The organism is Psychrobacillus faecigallinarum, assembly GCF_014836595.1.
GTDB lineage: Bacteria > Bacillota > Bacilli > Bacillales_A > Planococcaceae > Psychrobacillus > Psychrobacillus faecigallinarum.
Window position 1 is genome coordinate 377,084 of sequence record NZ_JACSQO010000002.1, and the last position, 17,476, is coordinate 394,559.

Below are 17,476 nucleotides of genomic sequence, written 5' to 3' on the forward strand. Positions count from 1 at the left end.
CTGTTTTTATTTTGGTATCGCATTATCTTACTACAATCCTCGTTTATAGGATTAGTAAGGTTTTTGCTTGTCCAACAGGAGGAGGGAGATAGATAAGACATCACACACGATGCGCAAGCGGCGGTGATGGCGTTCCCCCTGCGGAAAGCGTCCGCTTTAAGCGGAAATCAGCTGTACGCTTCAAAAGCCATATATGAAAAAGGAGGGAAGTCATGACATGAGTCACTACTTCCCTCTCTAAAATAGCATTTATAGTTATTTTGCTGTTTCTTAACAATTTTTATTTCAATTGACTATCAAAATAGTCAATAATCCCGTTGTATATTCCGTGTGTTGCCTGTTCTCTAAATCTCTGGGTAGTGACATTCTGTTCCTCTGTTGGATTGCTCAAATACCCTAACTCTATTAAAATAGCAGGCTGTTTATTTTCTCTCAATACTAGATAATTGCCTGGTTGAGTCCCTCTATCCTTCAGAGAAATCATATCTCCAAGACCATCATGGACATGCTTTGCTAGCTCTTTCTGATAGCTATTCATGTAATAGGTTGTAAAACCTCGAACAGAGCTATTATCGATAGCGTCATAGTGTAGGCTTATAAATGCGTCGGCTCCAACTTGATGACCTATTGAAACTCTTTTTCGTAAATCTACATATTCATCTGATTGTCGGGTCATCCTAACATTAGCGCCTGCTGCTTGAAGCTTGGAAGAAAGTAACTCTGCAGTTTTAAGGGTAATATCTTTTTCATCTGTTCCAAGAGCACCTGTTGTCCCACGGTCGTTGCCTCCGTGCCCAGGATCGATAACGATAGTAACTCCATCTAGAGTTCCTTTTTTTCGCTTAGAATTTTCCTTCTTTTCCCCTTCTTTAACCGTACTTTGTGAAGTGGAGTCCCCTGTATTTGAAACTACCCAGCTTGCAAGGTAGCCGATTTTACCGTTTCCTAAATCCACCTTATACCAATCATCAATAGTTTCTAAAACAGCAAATGATTCGCCGGCAGAAGCTCTTTTTAAAACCTCGCTATTAGTGCTTTTATCCGAACGGATATTAGTTCCACTATATAGAACAGTTATCGTATCCGATGCTGGAATAGAGGAATTAGATTTTACAGCATTAGAGAAATTCCCGTAAAAACTATAGAGCCATCCTTTTTTTCCATTTTTAAGCTCTACTTGAATCCATTGATGATCTGTTGCAAGCACCTTAAATTCATCGCCTTTGTTCACTTGTCCAATCTTTTTAGAAGACAAATCTGGATTGGCTCGGACATTTAATACATCAACTGAAATAACAAAGGTTCTTTTCTCAGTTGTGCTGGATGGTGTAGAAGTTTCCACTGGTGTTTGATCAACTATTGTAACGTATGTATTATTTACCCATCCTTTTTGCCCGTTGAAGTCAATTTCAATCCATTCTTTCTCCGAACGAGATGTTAAATATTTGTCTCCTTCGTTTAGTTGTCCAATGACAGCTGAGGATACTGAAGGTGCTGTGCGGACATTTAATCGGTTTACCTTGGAAACAATTTGCTTGTTAGCTAAATCTGATGTTTCCTCAGTTGTATACCAACTTGCAACCCATCCAGATGTATTTTTGTATTTTACTTTTAACCAATCGTTTTCTTTAGAGATTATTGTCAACTTTTCGTTCTTTTGTACCGATCCAATTGCATCGTAAGTGAGGCCTGGACCAGATCTGACTTTTAAAGAATCCACATTGACCACAGCTTGCTGTTCTTGAGCTTGGACCTCCATCTTTACATTAGGGATTATTAGTACAACTAAAAGCAGAAATATTGCCAATTTGTGGACTAATTTGTTATTCATTGGATCACCTCTAACTATATTGTAAATAGTCAAATAAAAAATTACTACCTTTTCTTTAAAAAGGTTGACTTATTTCATTTACGTCATTATGATAAAGTATAATTAAAAAATATAACAAACCGATGACCGAAAAAGTAACTGTTTGAACGGGATGACAAGAGAGGGAAAGACGTGGCTGAAATCTTTCCTACATACGCCTACAGTGAACAACATTCGAGAGGATTTTTGTCGAAAGAGTTTTCTTTAGTAGGCAAAAACGGATCTGGCCGTTATCCAGCGTTGAGAGGGTTAATAGATGTATTAACCAACTAGGGTGGAACCGCGGAAGCTTATAAAAGCTCTCGTCCCTTGCTATATGCAAGGGATGAGAGCTTTTTTTTATATGGATTTGAGAGGAGTCTATGGAAATGGATATTAAATTACCAAGAGGAACACAGGACATTTTGCCATCAGATACAGCAAAATGGCAGGTAGTAGAGGAATTAATAAGAGAGCAATGTCGTATGTACCACTACAAAGAAATCAGGACACCTGTTTTTGAACATACAGAGCTTTTTACAAGAGGTGTAGGAGATACAACGGATATTGTTCAAAAAGAGATGTATACATTCCAAGATAGAGGAAATCGTTCCCTAACATTAAGACCAGAAGGTACAGCATCTGTAGTTCGGTCGTTCGTTGAACACAAGATGTTTGGCTATCCGGACCAACCAGTAAAGTTATATTATATGGGGCCAATGTTCAGATATGAGCGTCAGCAAGCAGGTAGATATCGTCAGTTTGTTCAGTTTGGTATGGAGGCAATAGGTAGCTCAGATCCAGCGATTGATGCAGAAGTAATCTCACTAGCAATGTCCATCTATAAAAGAGCAGGCTTAAAAAGCTTAAAACTAGTGATTAACTCATTAGGTGATACTGAAAGTCGTATCGCTCACCGCGAGGCTTTAGTTAATCACTTTGAGCCACATATTGAAGAGTTTTGCTCAGATTGCCAAAATCGATTACAAAAAAATCCACTTCGAATTTTAGACTGTAAGATAGACCGAAACAATCCATTGATGGAAACGGCTCCTTCATTAACAGATTATTTAAATGAAGAATCTGCAGCTTATTTCGCAAAAGTAAAAGAATATTTAACAATGTTGAATATTGATTTCGAGGTAGATCCTAATTTAGTACGTGGGCTAGACTATTACAATCACACTGCATTTGAAATTATGAGCACTGCAGAAGGATTTGGTGCCATTACTACACTTGCTGGTGGGGGAAGATATAACGGACTAGTAGCAGAGCTTGGTGGTCCAGATTCTCCAGGAATTGGCTACGCAATGAGTATTGAACGACTATTACTTGCAATGGAAGCAGAAAAAATTGAGTTTCCAGATACTACATCATTGGACGTTTACTTAGTAGCAATGGGTGAGGAAGCAAAGAAAAAGGTAACAGAGCTTACATTTGAGCTTCGTAAGCATAAAATCTCTGCTGATATGGACTATTTGGAACGCAAAGTAAAGGCTCAAATGAAATCAGCTGACCGCTTAAAAGCGAAGGCAGTTATTGTAATTGGTGAGGATGAACTAGAAAAACAAAGTGTCATGTTAAAGGATCTATCTACAGGAACTCAACAGCTTGTACCTTTTACATCCTTAATAGATGAAGTAAAAAAGTTAACGGAGGCAAAATAACAATGAGTAGAACGCATACAAGTGGACAACTAAACGAACAACATATAGGAGAATCCGTTCAATTAATCGGATGGGTTCAGAAAAGAAGAGACTTAGGTGGATTAATATTTGTTGATATGAGAGATCGTTCTGGCATTGTGCAAGTAGTATTTAACCCAGAGATTTCAGAATCAGCAATCCAGGTAGCAAATACTTTAAGAAACGAATTTATCATTGAGGTAAAAGGGAATGTTGTAGCGCGAGCAGAAAATCAAATTAATCCTAATATTCCTTCTGGTGCTATCGAGGTTCAAGCATTAGAGATTTCAATTATTAACGAAGCAAAAAATCCTCCTTTTTCTATCGAAAATCAAACAGATGCAGGGGAAGATATTCGTTTAAAATACCGTTACTTAGATTTAAGAAGACCTGTTATGTATGACACATTTAAAATGCGTTCAGATATTACGAAAACTGTTAGAAGATTTTTAGATGATGAAGGCTTCTTAGAAGTAGAAACACCAATTTTAACAAAATCTACGCCAGAGGGAGCGCGAGATTATTTAGTGCCAAGTCGAGTGCATGATGGAGAATTTTATGCGCTGCCTCAATCCCCTCAGCTATTCAAACAATTGCTTATGGTGGGTGGATTTGAAAAATATTATCAAATTGCTCGTTGCTTCCGTGATGAAGATTTACGTGCTGACCGTCAGCCAGAATTCACTCAAATTGATATGGAAATGAGCTTCCTATCAATGGATGAAATTTTAGAAATGAATGAGCGCATGATGCAAAAGATAATGAAAGATGTTAAAGGTGTAGAGGTTAGTATACCATTCGCTAGAATGGACTATGACGAAGCAATGGCTAGATTTGGATCAGATAAACCAGATGTTCGATTTGGTTTAGAGTTAACAGATCTTTCAGATCAAGTAAAAGATAGTGCCTTTAAAGTATTTACTTCAGCAGTAGAAGCAGGAGGCCAAGTTAAAGCTATTAACGTCAAGGGAGCAGCCGATAACTATTCACGAAAAGATATTGATGCGTTAGGAGAATATGCTTCTCGCTATGGTGCTAAAGGTCTTGCTTGGTTAAAAGTTGACGAGGAGGGCGTAAAAGGTCCTATTGCTAAATTCTTTGAAGGAGAAGCGGCTAGCACTCTTATTAAAACTTTAGATGCTAATGCGGGAGATTTATTGTTATTCGTAGCAGACAAAAAGTCTGTAGTAGCTGATGCCCTTGGAGCGTTACGTTTGAAATTAGGTAAAGATTTGAATCTTATCGATGAAAGTCGTTATGCTTTCCTATGGGTAGTAAACTGGCCATTATTCGAATATGACGAAAAAGAAGGACGTTATTACGCTGCACACCACCCATTCACACGTCCGGCTGATGAGGACCTACCTTTAATGGAAACAGATCCAAGTCAAGTAAAAGCACAAGCATATGACCTTGTACTAAATGGCTATGAACTTGGTGGAGGATCCCTGCGTATATATTCAAGAGAAGTTCAAGAAAAAATGTTTGAGATTCTTGGATTTTCTGACGAAGAGGCAAAAGCTCAGTTTGGGTTCTTAATGGAAGCATTCGAATACGGTACACCTCCACATGGTGGAGTAGCCTTCGGGTTGGACCGTTTGGTTATGCTGCTATCTGGAAGAACAAATCTTCGTGATACGATTGCCTTCCCTAAAACAGCTAGCGCAAGCTGCTTACTGACTCAAGCACCAAGCCCAGTAGCAGAAGCACAGCTAGATGAATTGCACTTAAAATTAAATAAGTAAAAACAATAATAATTAACCACCTTTTATAGGTCATACAATAAAAGGTGGTTTTTGAATAAATTGAATCTAGGAGAGGTTATAAAATAATTTAGAAGGAGCTAACATATACTCTATTAAATGATTGATAATTGGAAGGATGATCGAAGTTATAGAAAAAGCTTTACTCTTTATTATTTTATTAAGACTTCTTTCAGGAAGTGTAGAAATCACTGCGGCAATGTTTATGCTGAAATTTAATAACTTGGAAAAAGCTTTCTATATTAATTCCATGCTAGCTCTAGTCGGACCATGTATTTTAATCGTCACAACTGGTATAGGTTTAATGGGCCTAGCGGATAAAATATCAATGACTCGAATAATTTGCTTATTTGCGGGTATTTTATTGATACTGTTCAGCGTGAATGCTAAATAGAGTTTGAAGAACTTAGTATATAGTTTTGACAAAAAATGAGCACCTAGATTGTCTCTGCTTAAAGATAGAGGGAGTAGGTGTTAATTTTTTTTGCTATGTTAAAATTTGCGATGGATACCAAGCTAGTATAACTTTAGGGGAGTTACAGCAATTAGCTAATAATTGTCATGAATGGTTATATTATTAAAAGTAAATAAGTGACTCCGTAATATAAAAAATAATAAAAAGACCGATAATGCGAATGCAAATTATCGGTCTTTGTCGTTTTTATAGTATTGACGTATAATCTTCTAGGCAATTTCATTCTCTGTCTTCTCGATTTCATCTATTTTAACTAGCTTAAAGACAAGAAACATAAGTAGTATGCCAAGAATACCACAGCCGATATAAAATGGATTTAAATAGTTTTTCATGACAAGTGAAAGTATAGGTGGTCCTGCTGCAACCCCTATAAAACGAGCTGAACTATAAAAAGAAGAAATGGTGCCTCGCTCTTCTTTTTTTATATTTTCTGTGATTATTGTGTCTAAGACAGGGAGTATGGCTCCAATAGCTATACCAAGTATACTTGTAACTATTAACAACAGAATGAGTTGTTCCTTGACAAAACCAATAAAAACGACACTAGCTGAACTAATAATAAGAGATATGATCATAATTCGTTTAATCATTTTGAGCTTTCCTTCAATTTTTCGGCCAGTAAGGAAAGAAGATATACATAAAAACAATAGGGGGATTGCTAACACAAAACCTTTCTTAACACCTTTAATATCATGAATTTTTTCTAGTATTTCTGATAAGTAAAACAATACTCCGAATAATACGAACATCGCAAAGATACCATTTAAAAATACCGAGGTCAGCCACTTACCCTCTGCTTTAAAGGTTTCCTTTACTTTACTTAAAAATTCTTTTATTTTGTCTGGCTCTTCATTGTCCCCTTTAGGAACTTTGACAAAGAAAAATATTAAAACGAAAGCAATGGCACTAAAAATTGAGATTGAAAAGAATGGAAAAAACCATAGTATTGCTGCAATCGCCGAGCCTATAATAGGACTCAACACTTTCCCAAGCGTATTAGATGTTTCAATAATACCTAAGGTGGAGCTAGTTTTTTCTGAATCATCTTTAAAAAGGTCTCCGACTAGTGGTAATACAATCGGCATTGCTCCTGCCGCACCCATCCCTTGTAGAATTCTACCAATAATAATAGTTGTGTAAGGATTCTCCATTTTCCAAGAGGCAAAACCAGCAATTAGTCCACCCAATAAAGCAAGAAGTAAGCAGGGCAAAATAATTTTCTTTCTTCCTAATCGATCCGATAAATAACCAGCCACTGGAATGAGAATAATAGCAGCAATGGAGTAACTAGTTATAATCATACTCGATTGAAAAGAACTGATATCCACCTTTTTTTCTAAGATCGGCAAAACTGGAATCAGCATAGAGTTCCCTAACGTCATAACTAAAGGAATGGAAGATATGCTTATAATACACATCTTGCTTACTGTATTAATTTCATCTTTCTTACCCAACCTACACACCTCAATTTTAATTATCAATTAAGGGTATGTTCTCCTTGAGGAATTGTTTTATGCATTCATCAAAACAAATGTCCACTAACAGTTAATTATTATGTATAAGGAAAAATCCTTAACTTAAAATAAGGAATAGTAGGCCTGAATGCCAAAGTAAATTCCAAACGCAATCATTGATAATGATGAGATGATGGACACCGTTTTTAGAAGAGAAGTTGATAATAATTTTCTTGAACCACTTGAGATAGTAGCCATTGTTAAATCTACAAGTGTAATACCTAATAAGATAGTAATACTATATAAAATAACTTCTAGTCCAGATAACGAGCCACTAGCGCCACCGACTAGTATGGAGCCATAAATCCCAAGCCAAAATAAAATAGTCAAAGGATTCAATAATGCCATGAGTAACCCCGATAAAAAAGAATGTCTTAAACGTACTACTTTTCGATATTTTGCATCCATAGATATATTATTGACCGTAAGTAAATTTTCAATGCCAGTATACATGAGTACAAAAAAGCCAAAAGACCATAAAAAAGTTTTCATCATTGGACTGTCGATAAATTGTCCCACTCCAAAATACACCATAAGCATATAAAGTATATCTGTTGCAATGGCACCCAAACCAAAAAACCATGCATGAAAAAATCCGTTCTTTATACCGGTATTAAGTAGGGTAGCCTTTACAGGGCCAATGGGTGCCGCCAAGGAGACACCAAGAATAAAATACGTCATCAGTGAATTCACAAATAGACCTCCGTTAAATGTCTTGTCTATGAATAATATTCACAGGTAAGGTCATCTAGGACTAGTTTTCAATAGAATTTTTAAGTGGTGACTTTAATCATAAATTAAAGGAAATAAGTATGAGTATGAAAAATTTACTATAAATAATTATTCAGAATAGTTAAATTATAGTGTGGTGTTTCATTTGAAATTCATTAATATCTGTGATAATATACAAGTAATACGAATCCTGATGTGTTCGCAAAATGCCAATCAGTTTTGACCGAACAATTATATCGTCGGGAGTCTAACTTTTATTGTTGATGACATGCCCTCTAGTCTAGGGACTTCAAAGACAGTGAAGAGGACACCCACCTGCTCTGTGCGGGTTCAAAACGATAAGCTCTATTAGTCGGCACGATTGGGATTCGTCTATCTTTAAACAGTCAGCCTCCTGCATCTTTGTAGGAGGCTTTTTTCTGCGCTTTGAGGTCGGCACGTGACCCAATTCTTCAATTATATTCAATAATAGTAATCTCTATTTGAGCAAAAAAGAACAAGAAATGAATATATCTTTTTGTAATACGTTTACCTATCGTTAGACCTCACATTACAATCATCGACTTAAAAGTTGCATTTAGTTTATAATATTGGGGCATGGGTACAACAGCAATAAATTTAGAATGTACTAGCGTAGGCATAATGATTTTGTTAATATTTGAGAAGTGAAAAGATAAAACCAACTAATCTGATATAAATGGAGTGTTTAGTATGTTACATCAATTTTCTAGAAATGAACTTGCTATCGGTAAAGAGGGTGTAGATCTCTTAAAAAATACAACTGTTGCAATTTTAGGAGTCGGAGGTGTCGGTTCATTTGCAGCAGAAGCATGTGCTCGCAGTGGAGTCGGGCGTATTATTTTGGTTGATAAGGATAACGTGGATATTACGAATATCAATCGTCAATTAGTAGCCTATATGTCTACTATCGGGCGGTCAAAATCCGAGGTGATGAAAGAGAGAATAGCAGATATTAATCCAGAATGTGAAGTAATTGACATGCATATGTTTTATACCGAAGAAACTTATGAACAATTTTTTGCGATGAATATTGATTATGTAATTGATGCATCTGATACTATTGTATATAAAATTCATCTAATGAAGGAATGTTTAAAACGAGGCATTAAAATTATTTCTAGTATGGGAGCAGCAAACAAAACGGATCCAACTCGATTTAAAATTGTAGATATCTCTAAAACACATACCGATCCAATAGCAAAAGTGATTCGTACTAAGCTTCGTAAGGAAGATCGAATTACAAAAGGTATCCCAGTAGTCTTTTCGGATGAAAGTCCTATCGTAGTAAGAGAAGATGTAGTAGAGACAGTAGGAAAACCAGATGCAGCAATTCGTAAAGCAAAAATGCCACCATCATCTAATGCTTTTGTACCGTCTGTGGTTGGATTAATCTGTGCTAGCTGGGTAATAAATGATATCACGAAAAATATTACAGTGAATCGAGTGCAGTAATTGGTTGCAGTTTTTTCCACATCACTTATACTAAAACTAATCACATTTCAAACGAGGTGGAAACTTATATGACAGAAACAACAAATCAAGAAGAGCCAAAGAAAAAAATGACTCTTCAAGAAGCTGTGAAACAAAAGCTTGAAGAAAAGAAAAACCAAGCTGGTGGCGGCAAAGCAAAAGGAAACGGCCCAGCAGCCAACCAAAAAATGAAAAGCCAGCAAACCAAGAAAGTAAGTAATACACGCAGAAAAATGGGTGTGTAATTACTAAATTCGAAGGTGCGCACCTTTTAAGTTTGCGAACAAAAAACGCTACCGATTTTTTCGGTAGCGTTTTTTCATGGTAAAGCAGTATAATTTCTCTATTTCTCACATTGCCATCAGGCACAAAAGCTATTCTTCTACTTTTCCTTCTTAAATTTCTCTAATTTATTATAAATCGCAGAAAGACGTTTCTCTTCTCCTGCATCTATTGGATCGTAGAATCTCGTTCCGATTAAATTATCTGGAAGATAGGTTTGATTTACCCAACCGCCAAAGGTTCCTATTTTATGATCATGAGGGTATACATAGCCACCATGTCCAAGCTCCTTGGCTCCAGAGTAATGAGTATCCTTTAAATGACTTGGGATTTCGCCTGTTTTACCTGAATGTATACTACTAATAGCCTTATCAAGCGCTACATATGCCGAATTGGATTTCTCTGATAAGCACATTAAAACTACTGCATTGGCAAGGGGAATACGTGCCTCAGGAAGTCCGAGTCTTTCTGCGGATTGTATAGCGGCTAATACTTGTGGACCTGCTGCAGGATTGGCAAGTCCAATATCTTCATAGCTCATTACTAATAATCTTCTACTAACAGCTACCAAATCTCCGTTTTCTAATAGATGGGCAAGATAATATAATGCTGCGTCCGTATCACTACCCCGAACTGATTTTTGTAGTGCAGATAACAGATTATAAAAGTGTGAACCTTTTTTGTCTCCAAATACGCCTACACGATCGATAAGACTATCCAGAGTGCCATTCTCCACTACAGTCACGCCATTTTCTTCAAAGCTGGCAAAAACGGTAGATTCTAATAGAGTCAATGCCTTTCGAGCATCTCCATTAGAGGCATCCGCTATCTTTAGCCGTTGATCATCGGTGATTTTAATAGGAGTTTTGCCTAGTCCTTTGTCAGGATCCTCTAAGGCTCTTTTTAGAAGAACATCTACATCCTCAGTAGTAAGACGCTTTAACTGCTTTATTTCTCCACAGCGAGAGCGAATCGCTGGATTTACATCGTGGAAGGGATTTTCTGTTGTAGCCCCGATAAGAATTATAGAACCGTTTTCAACATGGGGCAAAAGTGTATCCTGCTGTAGCTTGTTGAAGCGATGAATTTCATCTAAAAACAAAATTACTTTTCCGCTAATCCTAGCATCTGCTACGACATCCTCGACATCTTTTTTTCCGGCCTTAGTTGCATTTAATGCAATAAAGGGTAGTTTGGTTGTCCCAGCAATCGCAAAAGCTAAAGAGGTTTTGCCCACACCAGGATCTCCATACAGAAGCATAGATGGTACATGCCCATTCATTATCATTTTATATAGTGCAGTATCCTTACCGATTACATGCTGTTGACCAGCAATTTCATCTATTGTTTGAGGTCTCATTCGATAAGCTAAAGGTTCATTTTGCAAAATGATCTCTCCTTTTTATTCGTATTTGAAATTCTGTTTTTGAAGAGAGGGTTAATTGTAAATAAATCATTTGAGTGACTTTGATCTGGCACCTGGATTACATTTAAGACATTTCAAGCGCGAAGGTCTATTACATATTGATTGTACTCGAACGTGTTCGTCAAAAGATAATCATTTACTTGTCAGTGCAGTTACAAGCGAATGTACTTTGGTTATACAAAACGTACATTTGTTCCTTTATTATATAGAAGATGAGACAAAAAGTCATTTTGAAGTCGTTAGCCCTATGAGTTATGCTATACTAGGGAAAGAATTTTTTTACCTATGAAGTTAATCTAAATAGAAACAATCTAAGTCCTATAAATACTTTTATAGTGAAATATAAGAATGAATGGATAAAAGAAAAATGAGGTGGGACAGTTGAAATTTTCAACAAAGGGCCGTTATGGTCTTACAATTATGGTGGCGCTAGGTAAGCAATACGGAGAAGGACCTCATGCGCTACGTCAAATTGCCTCTGAGCATTCCTTATCGGAAGCATACTTGGAGCAAATCGTATCTCCATTGCGCAATGCTGGATTGGTTAAAAGTGTTAGAGGAGCTTATGGAGGCTATATGCTTTCTAAAGCGCCAAATGAAATTACTGCAGGCGATGTCATTCGTGTGCTTGAAGGCCCCATTCAAATAGTTGAAGGAATTGAAGAGGAAGCACCACCGCAGAGAGAGTTATGGATGAGAATTCGTGATGCGGTCAAGAACGTACTCGATACAACTACTATTGAAGACCTAGCAAAATATTCGGAAGAAAACCCTGATACAAAAGGGTATATGTTTTATATATAAGGAGTTAAGAGTTCATCATGAATAGAATATATTTAGATCATGCTGCTACGACGCCAATGGCAGAACAAGTGGTCAACACATTTGTAGAAGAAATAAACCAAGGATACGGAAATGCATCTAGTATTCATCAAACAGGTAGAAGCGCTAGGAAAAAACTAGACGATGCTCGAGCAATTCTAGCTCACTCTATTGGCTGCCGTGAAACAGAGATAACTATGACGAGTGGTGGGACAGAAGCAGACAATTATGCGATATTTGGGACAGCATATGCCCGTAAAGATGTAGGTAAGCATATTATTACTACACAAATAGAACATCACGCTGTTTTGCATGCCTGTGAACAACTTGAAAAAGAAGGCTTTGAAATAACCTACCTACCCGTAGACAGTTCAGGCTTAATCAGTATTGAATACTTGAAAAAATCATTACGAGAAGATACTATTTTAGTTTCTGTAATGTTTGCAAACAATGAAGTAGGAACGATTCAGCCAATTAAAGAAATTGGAAATCTCCTAAAGGATCACAAAGCATACTTCCATACGGATGCCGTACAGGCCTACGGCAGTGTCAAAATAGATGTACAAGAGTTCCATATTGATATGCTAAGCGTATCAAGTCACAAAATTAATGGACCTAAAGGAATTGGTTTTTTATATCAACGAAAAGATATTTATTTAAAGCCATTATTCTATGGGGGACAGCAGGAACGAAAAAAACGAGCAGGCACCGAAAATGTCCCTGCAGTTGTTGCATTTGCCAAAGCGGTTGAGCTTAAACAGCAAAATATAGAGGATAACAATTCGCATTATCGTAAGCTAAAGGATGCTTTTGTCAAACAGTTGGAGAAAAATGGAGTAGATTTTAAAATCAACGGAACGCAGAACGAGGTTCTAACCCATGTTGTGAACTTAAGTATTCCGAAAACAGATGTAGAGACATTCCTCGTCCAATTAGATTTAGTAGGAATCGATGCCTCAAGCGGCTCAGCATGTACAGCAGGCTCTATAGATCCATCCCATGTGCTAGTTGCTATGTACGGAGAGAGCTCTCCAGAACTAAGAAACTCAGTACGTTTTAGCTTTGGGCTAAACAATACTAAAGAAGAAGCTGTAGAAGCAGCCAACAAAATAAGTAAAATTATTCTTGGATAACTGAAATGAGTGAGTAATGATGAAGAGAAAAGAAGATACAAGAGTTGTAGTCGGTATGTCAGGAGGAGTTGATTCCTCCGTTGCTGCCTATCTTTTAAAAGAACAAGGTTATGATGTAATCGGGATTTTCATGAAAAACTGGGATGATACAGACGAAAATGGAGTTTGTACGGCAACAGAGGATTATGAAGATGTTATTAAAGTATGTAACCAAATTGGTATACCTTATTATGCTGTTAATTTTGAAAAACAATATTGGGATAAAGTATTTTCATATTTCTTAGAGGAATATAAAGCGGGACGAACACCAAATCCTGACGTAATGTGTAACAAAGAAATAAAATTCAAAGCATTTTTAGAGCATGCATTGGCACTTGGGGCTGATTATCTTGCAACGGGTCATTATGCTCAAGTAGAAGTGCGAGACGGCCAAACGAGGATGCTAAGAGGCAGAGATAATAATAAGGATCAGACCTATTTCTTGAACCAATTGAATCAAGAACAGCTTGAAAAGGTTATGTTCCCAATTGGACATTTAGAAAAGAAAAAAGTGCGGGAAATTGCTGCAGAGCAAGGACTTGCGACAGCTACTAAAAAGGATTCCACTGGAATTTGCTTTATAGGTGAGAGAAATTTCAAAGAGTTTCTAAGTCAATATCTACCAGCTAAACAAGGTACGATGGAAACAATGGACGGAAAAGTGATGGGCAAACATGATGGCTTAATGTACTACACTATTGGCCAACGTCATGGCTTAGGTATTGGTGGTTCAGGTGATCCTTGGTTTGTTATAGGAAAAGACTTGAAAAGAAATGTTTTATTAGTTGGACAAAATATCAATAATGATGCTTTGTTCTCTACAAGCCTTACTGCTACTGATTTATCTTTTACAACTACATTAGACAAGCCAGCATCTTTTGATTGCACAGCTAAATTCCGTTATCGTCAAGAAGATGTAGGAGTTCATGTAGAGCTACTGGCTGACAATCGTGTTCGTGTAATATTCGATCAACCAGTTCGTGCGATAACTCCTGGTCAAGCAGTTGTTTTCTATCAAGGGGATGAATGCCTTGGGGGAGCAACAATTGACGAAGTATTTAAAGATGGTCTTAAACTGGATTATGTAGGTTAATGGAGGTAATGGATTTGAATTATAATGAACTAGGAATCCAAGCGATTCAAGAAGAAAATTATGAAAAAGCAGCAGAGTTATTTACAAAAGCAATTGAAGAAAACCCAGAAGAGTCAATTGGTTATATTAATTTTGGCAATTTACTAGCTTCTATGAATGAGAACGAACGTGCGGAGCGTTTCTTTCAAAAAGCAATTACTTTAGACGAAAATGCTGCAACTGCTTACTATAGCTTAGCAAACTTGTATTTTAATGCTGAACGCTTTGAAGAGGCTGCCAAGTTATATGAAAAAGCAATTACAAATGGTATAGAAGGCCCAGATGCTTATTTTATGCTTGGTAAAAGCTTTCAAAAAGTGGACCAAACTAAGCTTGCCCTTCCATATCTTCAGAGAGCATATGAATTGGACTCCCAAGATATTCAGATTAAGCTAACATATGGCATAGCACTTGCAAGTATAGAAATGTTCGATGTGGCAGAACCAATCTTCAAAGAAATTTTAGCATTAGATCCAGAAAATGCAGATGCTCATTACAATATGGGGGTATTATATGCCGTGTCTACTTCAGACACAGAAAGTGCCCTTAAGCATTTGAAAGAAGCTTTTACCATTCAACCAAACTATGATCAAGCAAGATATGTGTACGATATGATTTCTCTACGTAATTAAGAAAAAGTTAGGAGGCGGTTGTGATGACAAATGAAATGATTAATAATGAAAAGCAATTTATTGCTGGTCGACCAATCGTCTCTATTTTTCATAATCCCCAAAACCTATTCTCCATCATTAAATTAAAAGTAAAATCAACAAATACCGTATATAAGGAGAAAGAAATAATTGTAACTGGTTATTTTCCTCCATTGGTTTTGGAAGAGGCATATAAATTTACTGGTTATATTAAAAATCATCCTAAGTATGGGGTTCAGTTTCAGGTAGAAACTTTTCAAAAAGAAGTTCCTGCTACTGAGACAGGTATAGTCCATTATCTTTCAAGTGATATGTTTCCTGGAATAGGGAGAAAGACTGCTGAGCAGATTGTGAAAAAGCTTGGAGAAAATGCTATCAATCGAATTTTAGATGACCCTTCTGCATTGGATATTATTCCAAGGTTGGCAGAGGAAAAGAAGCAGACAATCAGAGCTACCTTAGAGCAAAATCTAGGCTTGGAAAAAGTAATGATTCAGCTAAATGAATGGGGCTTCGGTCCGCAAATAGCGATGAAAATCTATCAGGTCTATAGAGAAGAAACAATCTCTAAACTAACTGATAATCCATATCGTTTAATAGAGGATGTGGAGGGTGTTGGTTTTGTTCGTGCTGATGAGCTAGGCTATAAGCTTGGGATAAAAGGAAATCATCCGGACCGCATAAAAGCTGCTATCTACCATTTACTTCAATCATCTTCACTGAGTGAGGGACATGTTTTTCAATATGCTGAGCAACTTCTTGAAGACGTTAAAAGAATGCTTGAAAATGCCCAAAGAGAAGAAATCTCTTATGATGCTATAACCAAATGCTGTATTGAACTCGCAGAGGAAAGCCGTATTGTTGGGGAAGTTAACCGATTTTATATTCCTTCTCTATATTTTTCAGAGGTGGGTATCAGTTCGAAAGTGGAAACCTTGCTAACAGAAAAGGACCTTCATCATTTTCCGTTGTCGGAGATTAAAAAGCATTTAGGGGCATTAGAGGAGCGCTTAGGTGTTCAATATGCAAAAACACAAATTAAGGCGATTGAAACAGCTCTGAACTCTACTATAACTCTTTTAACGGGAGGGCCTGGAACCGGGAAAACGACTGTTGTCAGAGGAATCGTAGAGCTCTATGCAGAGCTACATGGACTTTCCTTAGATCCAAAAGAATGGGCGAAAGAACAAAAGCCGTTTCCTATTGTCCTGGCAGCTCCTACAGGGAGAGCTGCAAAGCGTTTAAGTGAATCGACCGAGCTACCAGCTATGACGATTCATAGACTACTCGGTTTTAATGGGCAAGAAGATAATGATACAGAAGGCAAAGAGATTGAAGGTAGATTAGTAATTATCGATGAGACTTCCATGCTAGACACGTGGCTAGGGCATCAGCTCTTAAAGGCAATCCCCAAAGACGCTCAAGTCATATTTGTAGGTGACCAAGATCAGTTGCCACCTGTTGGTCCGGGTCAGGTATTAAAGGATCTACTGGCTTGTAAAAGGATACCTACAGTGGAGCTTGTCGATATTTATCGTCAATCTGAAGGGTCCTCAATTATTGAGCTAGCACACGAGATGAAAAAAGGAAGTGTGCCTGCAACTCTAACTGCGAAAACTAAGGATCGCTCATTCATCAAGGCTTCTCCGGAACAAATTCCTAAAGTAGTAGAACAAGTCTTGAAAGCAGCATTATCGAAGGGACAATCCATCCGAGAAATTCAGGTTCTAGCTCCTATGTATCGTGGACCGGCTGGGATTGACACGCTAAATAAGATGATTCAAGAAATGGTCAATCCAAATCCAGACGGTACAAGAAAAGAGATGACCTTCGGAGAAACTATTTATCGGATAGGAGATAAAGTACTTCAGCTGGTCAACCAACCAGAAAGTAATGTCTTTAATGGTGATATGGGTGAGGTAGTGGCTCTTTTTAAAGCAAACGAAACAGTGGAAAAGAAAGAGATGCTAGTCGTATCATTTGATGGCAATGAAGTAACATATGAAAAAAATGATTTGAATCAAATTACTCTTGCCTATTGTTGCTCTGTCCATAAGTCACAAGGCAGTGAATTCCAAACGGTTATTATGCCGGTTACTAGAAGCTATATGAAAATGCTTAGACGCAATTTGTTGTATACAGGTATAACAAGAGCAAAAAACTTTTTAATTCTTTGTGGCGATCCGGAAGTTTTTACTTTTGGAGTGAAACGAACGGATGATTTACAGCGTTTAACAACGTTAAAGGAACGTCTTGCGGACGAAGAAACAGTAGAAGATGCAAAATCAATAGCTGAAGAAATAGAAGCAAAAGAAGTTACAAGTCAATCTACGCATGATGATTTAGTCACTACTTATTTATCCTCAGACAATTATCATTCGATTGACCCAATGATTGGCATGAAGGGTATAAATCCCTATCAGTTCTTAGATTCGGATTGACAGAGGACAAATAGTTACTTATAATCAGAATTGTATATATGA

14 protein-coding genes, 1 other RNA gene and 2 other annotated features (1 of these 17 only partly in view) are annotated in these 17,476 nt (G+C 37.1%); of the genes, 11 read left to right on the top strand and 4 right to left on the bottom strand.

The window, feature by feature from the left end; genetic code table 11:
- Positions 1-280: 280 nt before the first annotated feature.
- The gene (locus tag H9650_RS06530) at positions 281-1,831 is read right to left on the bottom strand and encodes an SH3 domain-containing protein (protein ID WP_191696839.1); all 1,551 of its coding nucleotides are present in this window, start codon (positions 1,829-1,831) and stop codon (positions 281-283) included.
- Between the two features lie 113 nt (positions 1,832-1,944).
- Positions 1,945-2,183, top strand: a binding site (T-box leader).
- 55 nt (positions 2,184-2,238) lie between these two features.
- On the opposite strand from H9650_RS06530, the gene hisS reads away from it, so the two are divergent.
- The 3 genes from hisS to H9650_RS06545 all read left to right on the top strand — a co-directional run bounded on the left by hisS (position 2,239) and on the right by H9650_RS06545 (position 5,691).
- The gene (hisS, locus tag H9650_RS06535; protein WP_144535764.1) at positions 2,239-3,516 is read left to right on the top strand and encodes a histidine--tRNA ligase; all 1,278 of its coding nucleotides are present in this window, start codon (positions 2,239-2,241) and stop codon (positions 3,514-3,516) included.
- Between the two features lie 2 nt (positions 3,517-3,518).
- Complete coding sequence (aspS, locus tag H9650_RS06540) at positions 3,519-5,279, top strand: aspartate--tRNA ligase (RefSeq protein ID WP_191696840.1); 1,761 nt, start codon at positions 3,519-3,521, stop codon at positions 5,277-5,279.
- Positions 5,280-5,415: 136 nt separating this feature from the next.
- Positions 5,416-5,691 carry a YqhV family protein gene (locus tag H9650_RS06545; RefSeq protein WP_191696841.1) on the top strand — a complete coding sequence of 92 codons (276 nt, stop codon included), beginning with the start codon at positions 5,416-5,418 and terminating at the stop codon, positions 5,689-5,691.
- 290 nt (positions 5,692-5,981) lie between these two features.
- Here the strand turns inward: H9650_RS06545 and H9650_RS06550 are convergent, their stop codons facing one another.
- Together H9650_RS06550 and H9650_RS06555 are read right to left on the bottom strand one after the other, a co-directional pair.
- The gene (locus tag H9650_RS06550) at positions 5,982-7,190 is read right to left on the bottom strand and encodes an MFS transporter (RefSeq protein ID WP_191696929.1); all 1,209 of its coding nucleotides are present in this window, start codon (positions 7,188-7,190) and stop codon (positions 5,982-5,984) included.
- A gap of 159 nt (positions 7,191-7,349) precedes the next feature.
- Positions 7,350-7,979, bottom strand: coding sequence for a LysE family transporter (locus tag H9650_RS06555; protein WP_191696842.1), 630 nt, complete (start codon positions 7,977-7,979; stop codon positions 7,350-7,352).
- A 223-nt stretch (positions 7,980-8,202) separates the two neighbouring features.
- Here H9650_RS06555 and ssrS point away from each other — a divergent pair.
- From ssrS to H9650_RS06570, 3 genes are all read left to right on the top strand, one after another.
- A non-coding RNA gene (ssrS, locus tag H9650_RS06560) (6S RNA) lies at positions 8,203-8,390 on the top strand.
- 339 nt (positions 8,391-8,729) lie between these two features.
- The gene (locus H9650_RS06565; protein ID WP_191696843.1) at positions 8,730-9,491 is read left to right on the top strand and encodes a tRNA threonylcarbamoyladenosine dehydratase; all 762 of its coding nucleotides are present in this window, start codon (positions 8,730-8,732) and stop codon (positions 9,489-9,491) included.
- Between the two features lie 68 nt (positions 9,492-9,559).
- Positions 9,560-9,754 (top strand): hypothetical protein, encoded by a 195-nt coding sequence (locus tag H9650_RS06570; RefSeq protein ID WP_144535774.1) that lies wholly within the window; start codon positions 9,560-9,562, stop codon positions 9,752-9,754.
- A gap of 137 nt (positions 9,755-9,891) precedes the next feature.
- On the opposite strand, the gene H9650_RS06575 is transcribed toward H9650_RS06570, so the two are convergent.
- The gene (locus H9650_RS06575; RefSeq protein WP_191696844.1) at positions 9,892-11,178 is read right to left on the bottom strand and encodes a replication-associated recombination protein A; all 1,287 of its coding nucleotides are present in this window, start codon (positions 11,176-11,178) and stop codon (positions 9,892-9,894) included.
- 420 nt (positions 11,179-11,598) lie between these two features.
- Between H9650_RS06575 and cymR the strand changes: the two genes are divergently transcribed.
- The 5 genes from cymR to recD2 are packed head-to-tail and all read left to right on the top strand — an operon-like array spanning position 11,599 to position 17,434.
- Entirely contained in the window at positions 11,599-12,021 is a 423-nt protein-coding gene (cymR, locus tag H9650_RS06580) for a cysteine metabolism transcriptional regulator CymR (RefSeq protein WP_144535777.1), read from the top strand.
- A gap of 17 nt (positions 12,022-12,038) precedes the next feature.
- Positions 12,039-13,172, top strand: coding sequence for a cysteine desulfurase family protein (locus H9650_RS06585; protein ID WP_191696845.1), 1,134 nt, complete (start codon positions 12,039-12,041; stop codon positions 13,170-13,172).
- A gap of 16 nt (positions 13,173-13,188) precedes the next feature.
- Complete coding sequence (gene mnmA / locus H9650_RS06590; protein ID WP_144535781.1) at positions 13,189-14,304, top strand: tRNA 2-thiouridine(34) synthase MnmA; 1,116 nt, start codon at positions 13,189-13,191, stop codon at positions 14,302-14,304.
- A gap of 14 nt (positions 14,305-14,318) precedes the next feature.
- Entirely contained in the window at positions 14,319-14,975 is a 657-nt protein-coding gene (locus H9650_RS06595) for a tetratricopeptide repeat protein (protein WP_186318049.1), read from the top strand.
- Between the two features lie 23 nt (positions 14,976-14,998).
- Positions 14,999-17,434 carry an SF1B family DNA helicase RecD2 gene (recD2, locus tag H9650_RS06600; RefSeq protein WP_144535785.1) on the top strand — a complete coding sequence of 812 codons (2,436 nt, stop codon included), beginning with the start codon at positions 14,999-15,001 and terminating at the stop codon, positions 17,432-17,434.
- A 38-nt stretch (positions 17,435-17,472) separates the two neighbouring features.
- Positions 17,473-17,476: a binding site (T-box leader), on the top strand (it continues 210 nt past the right edge of the window).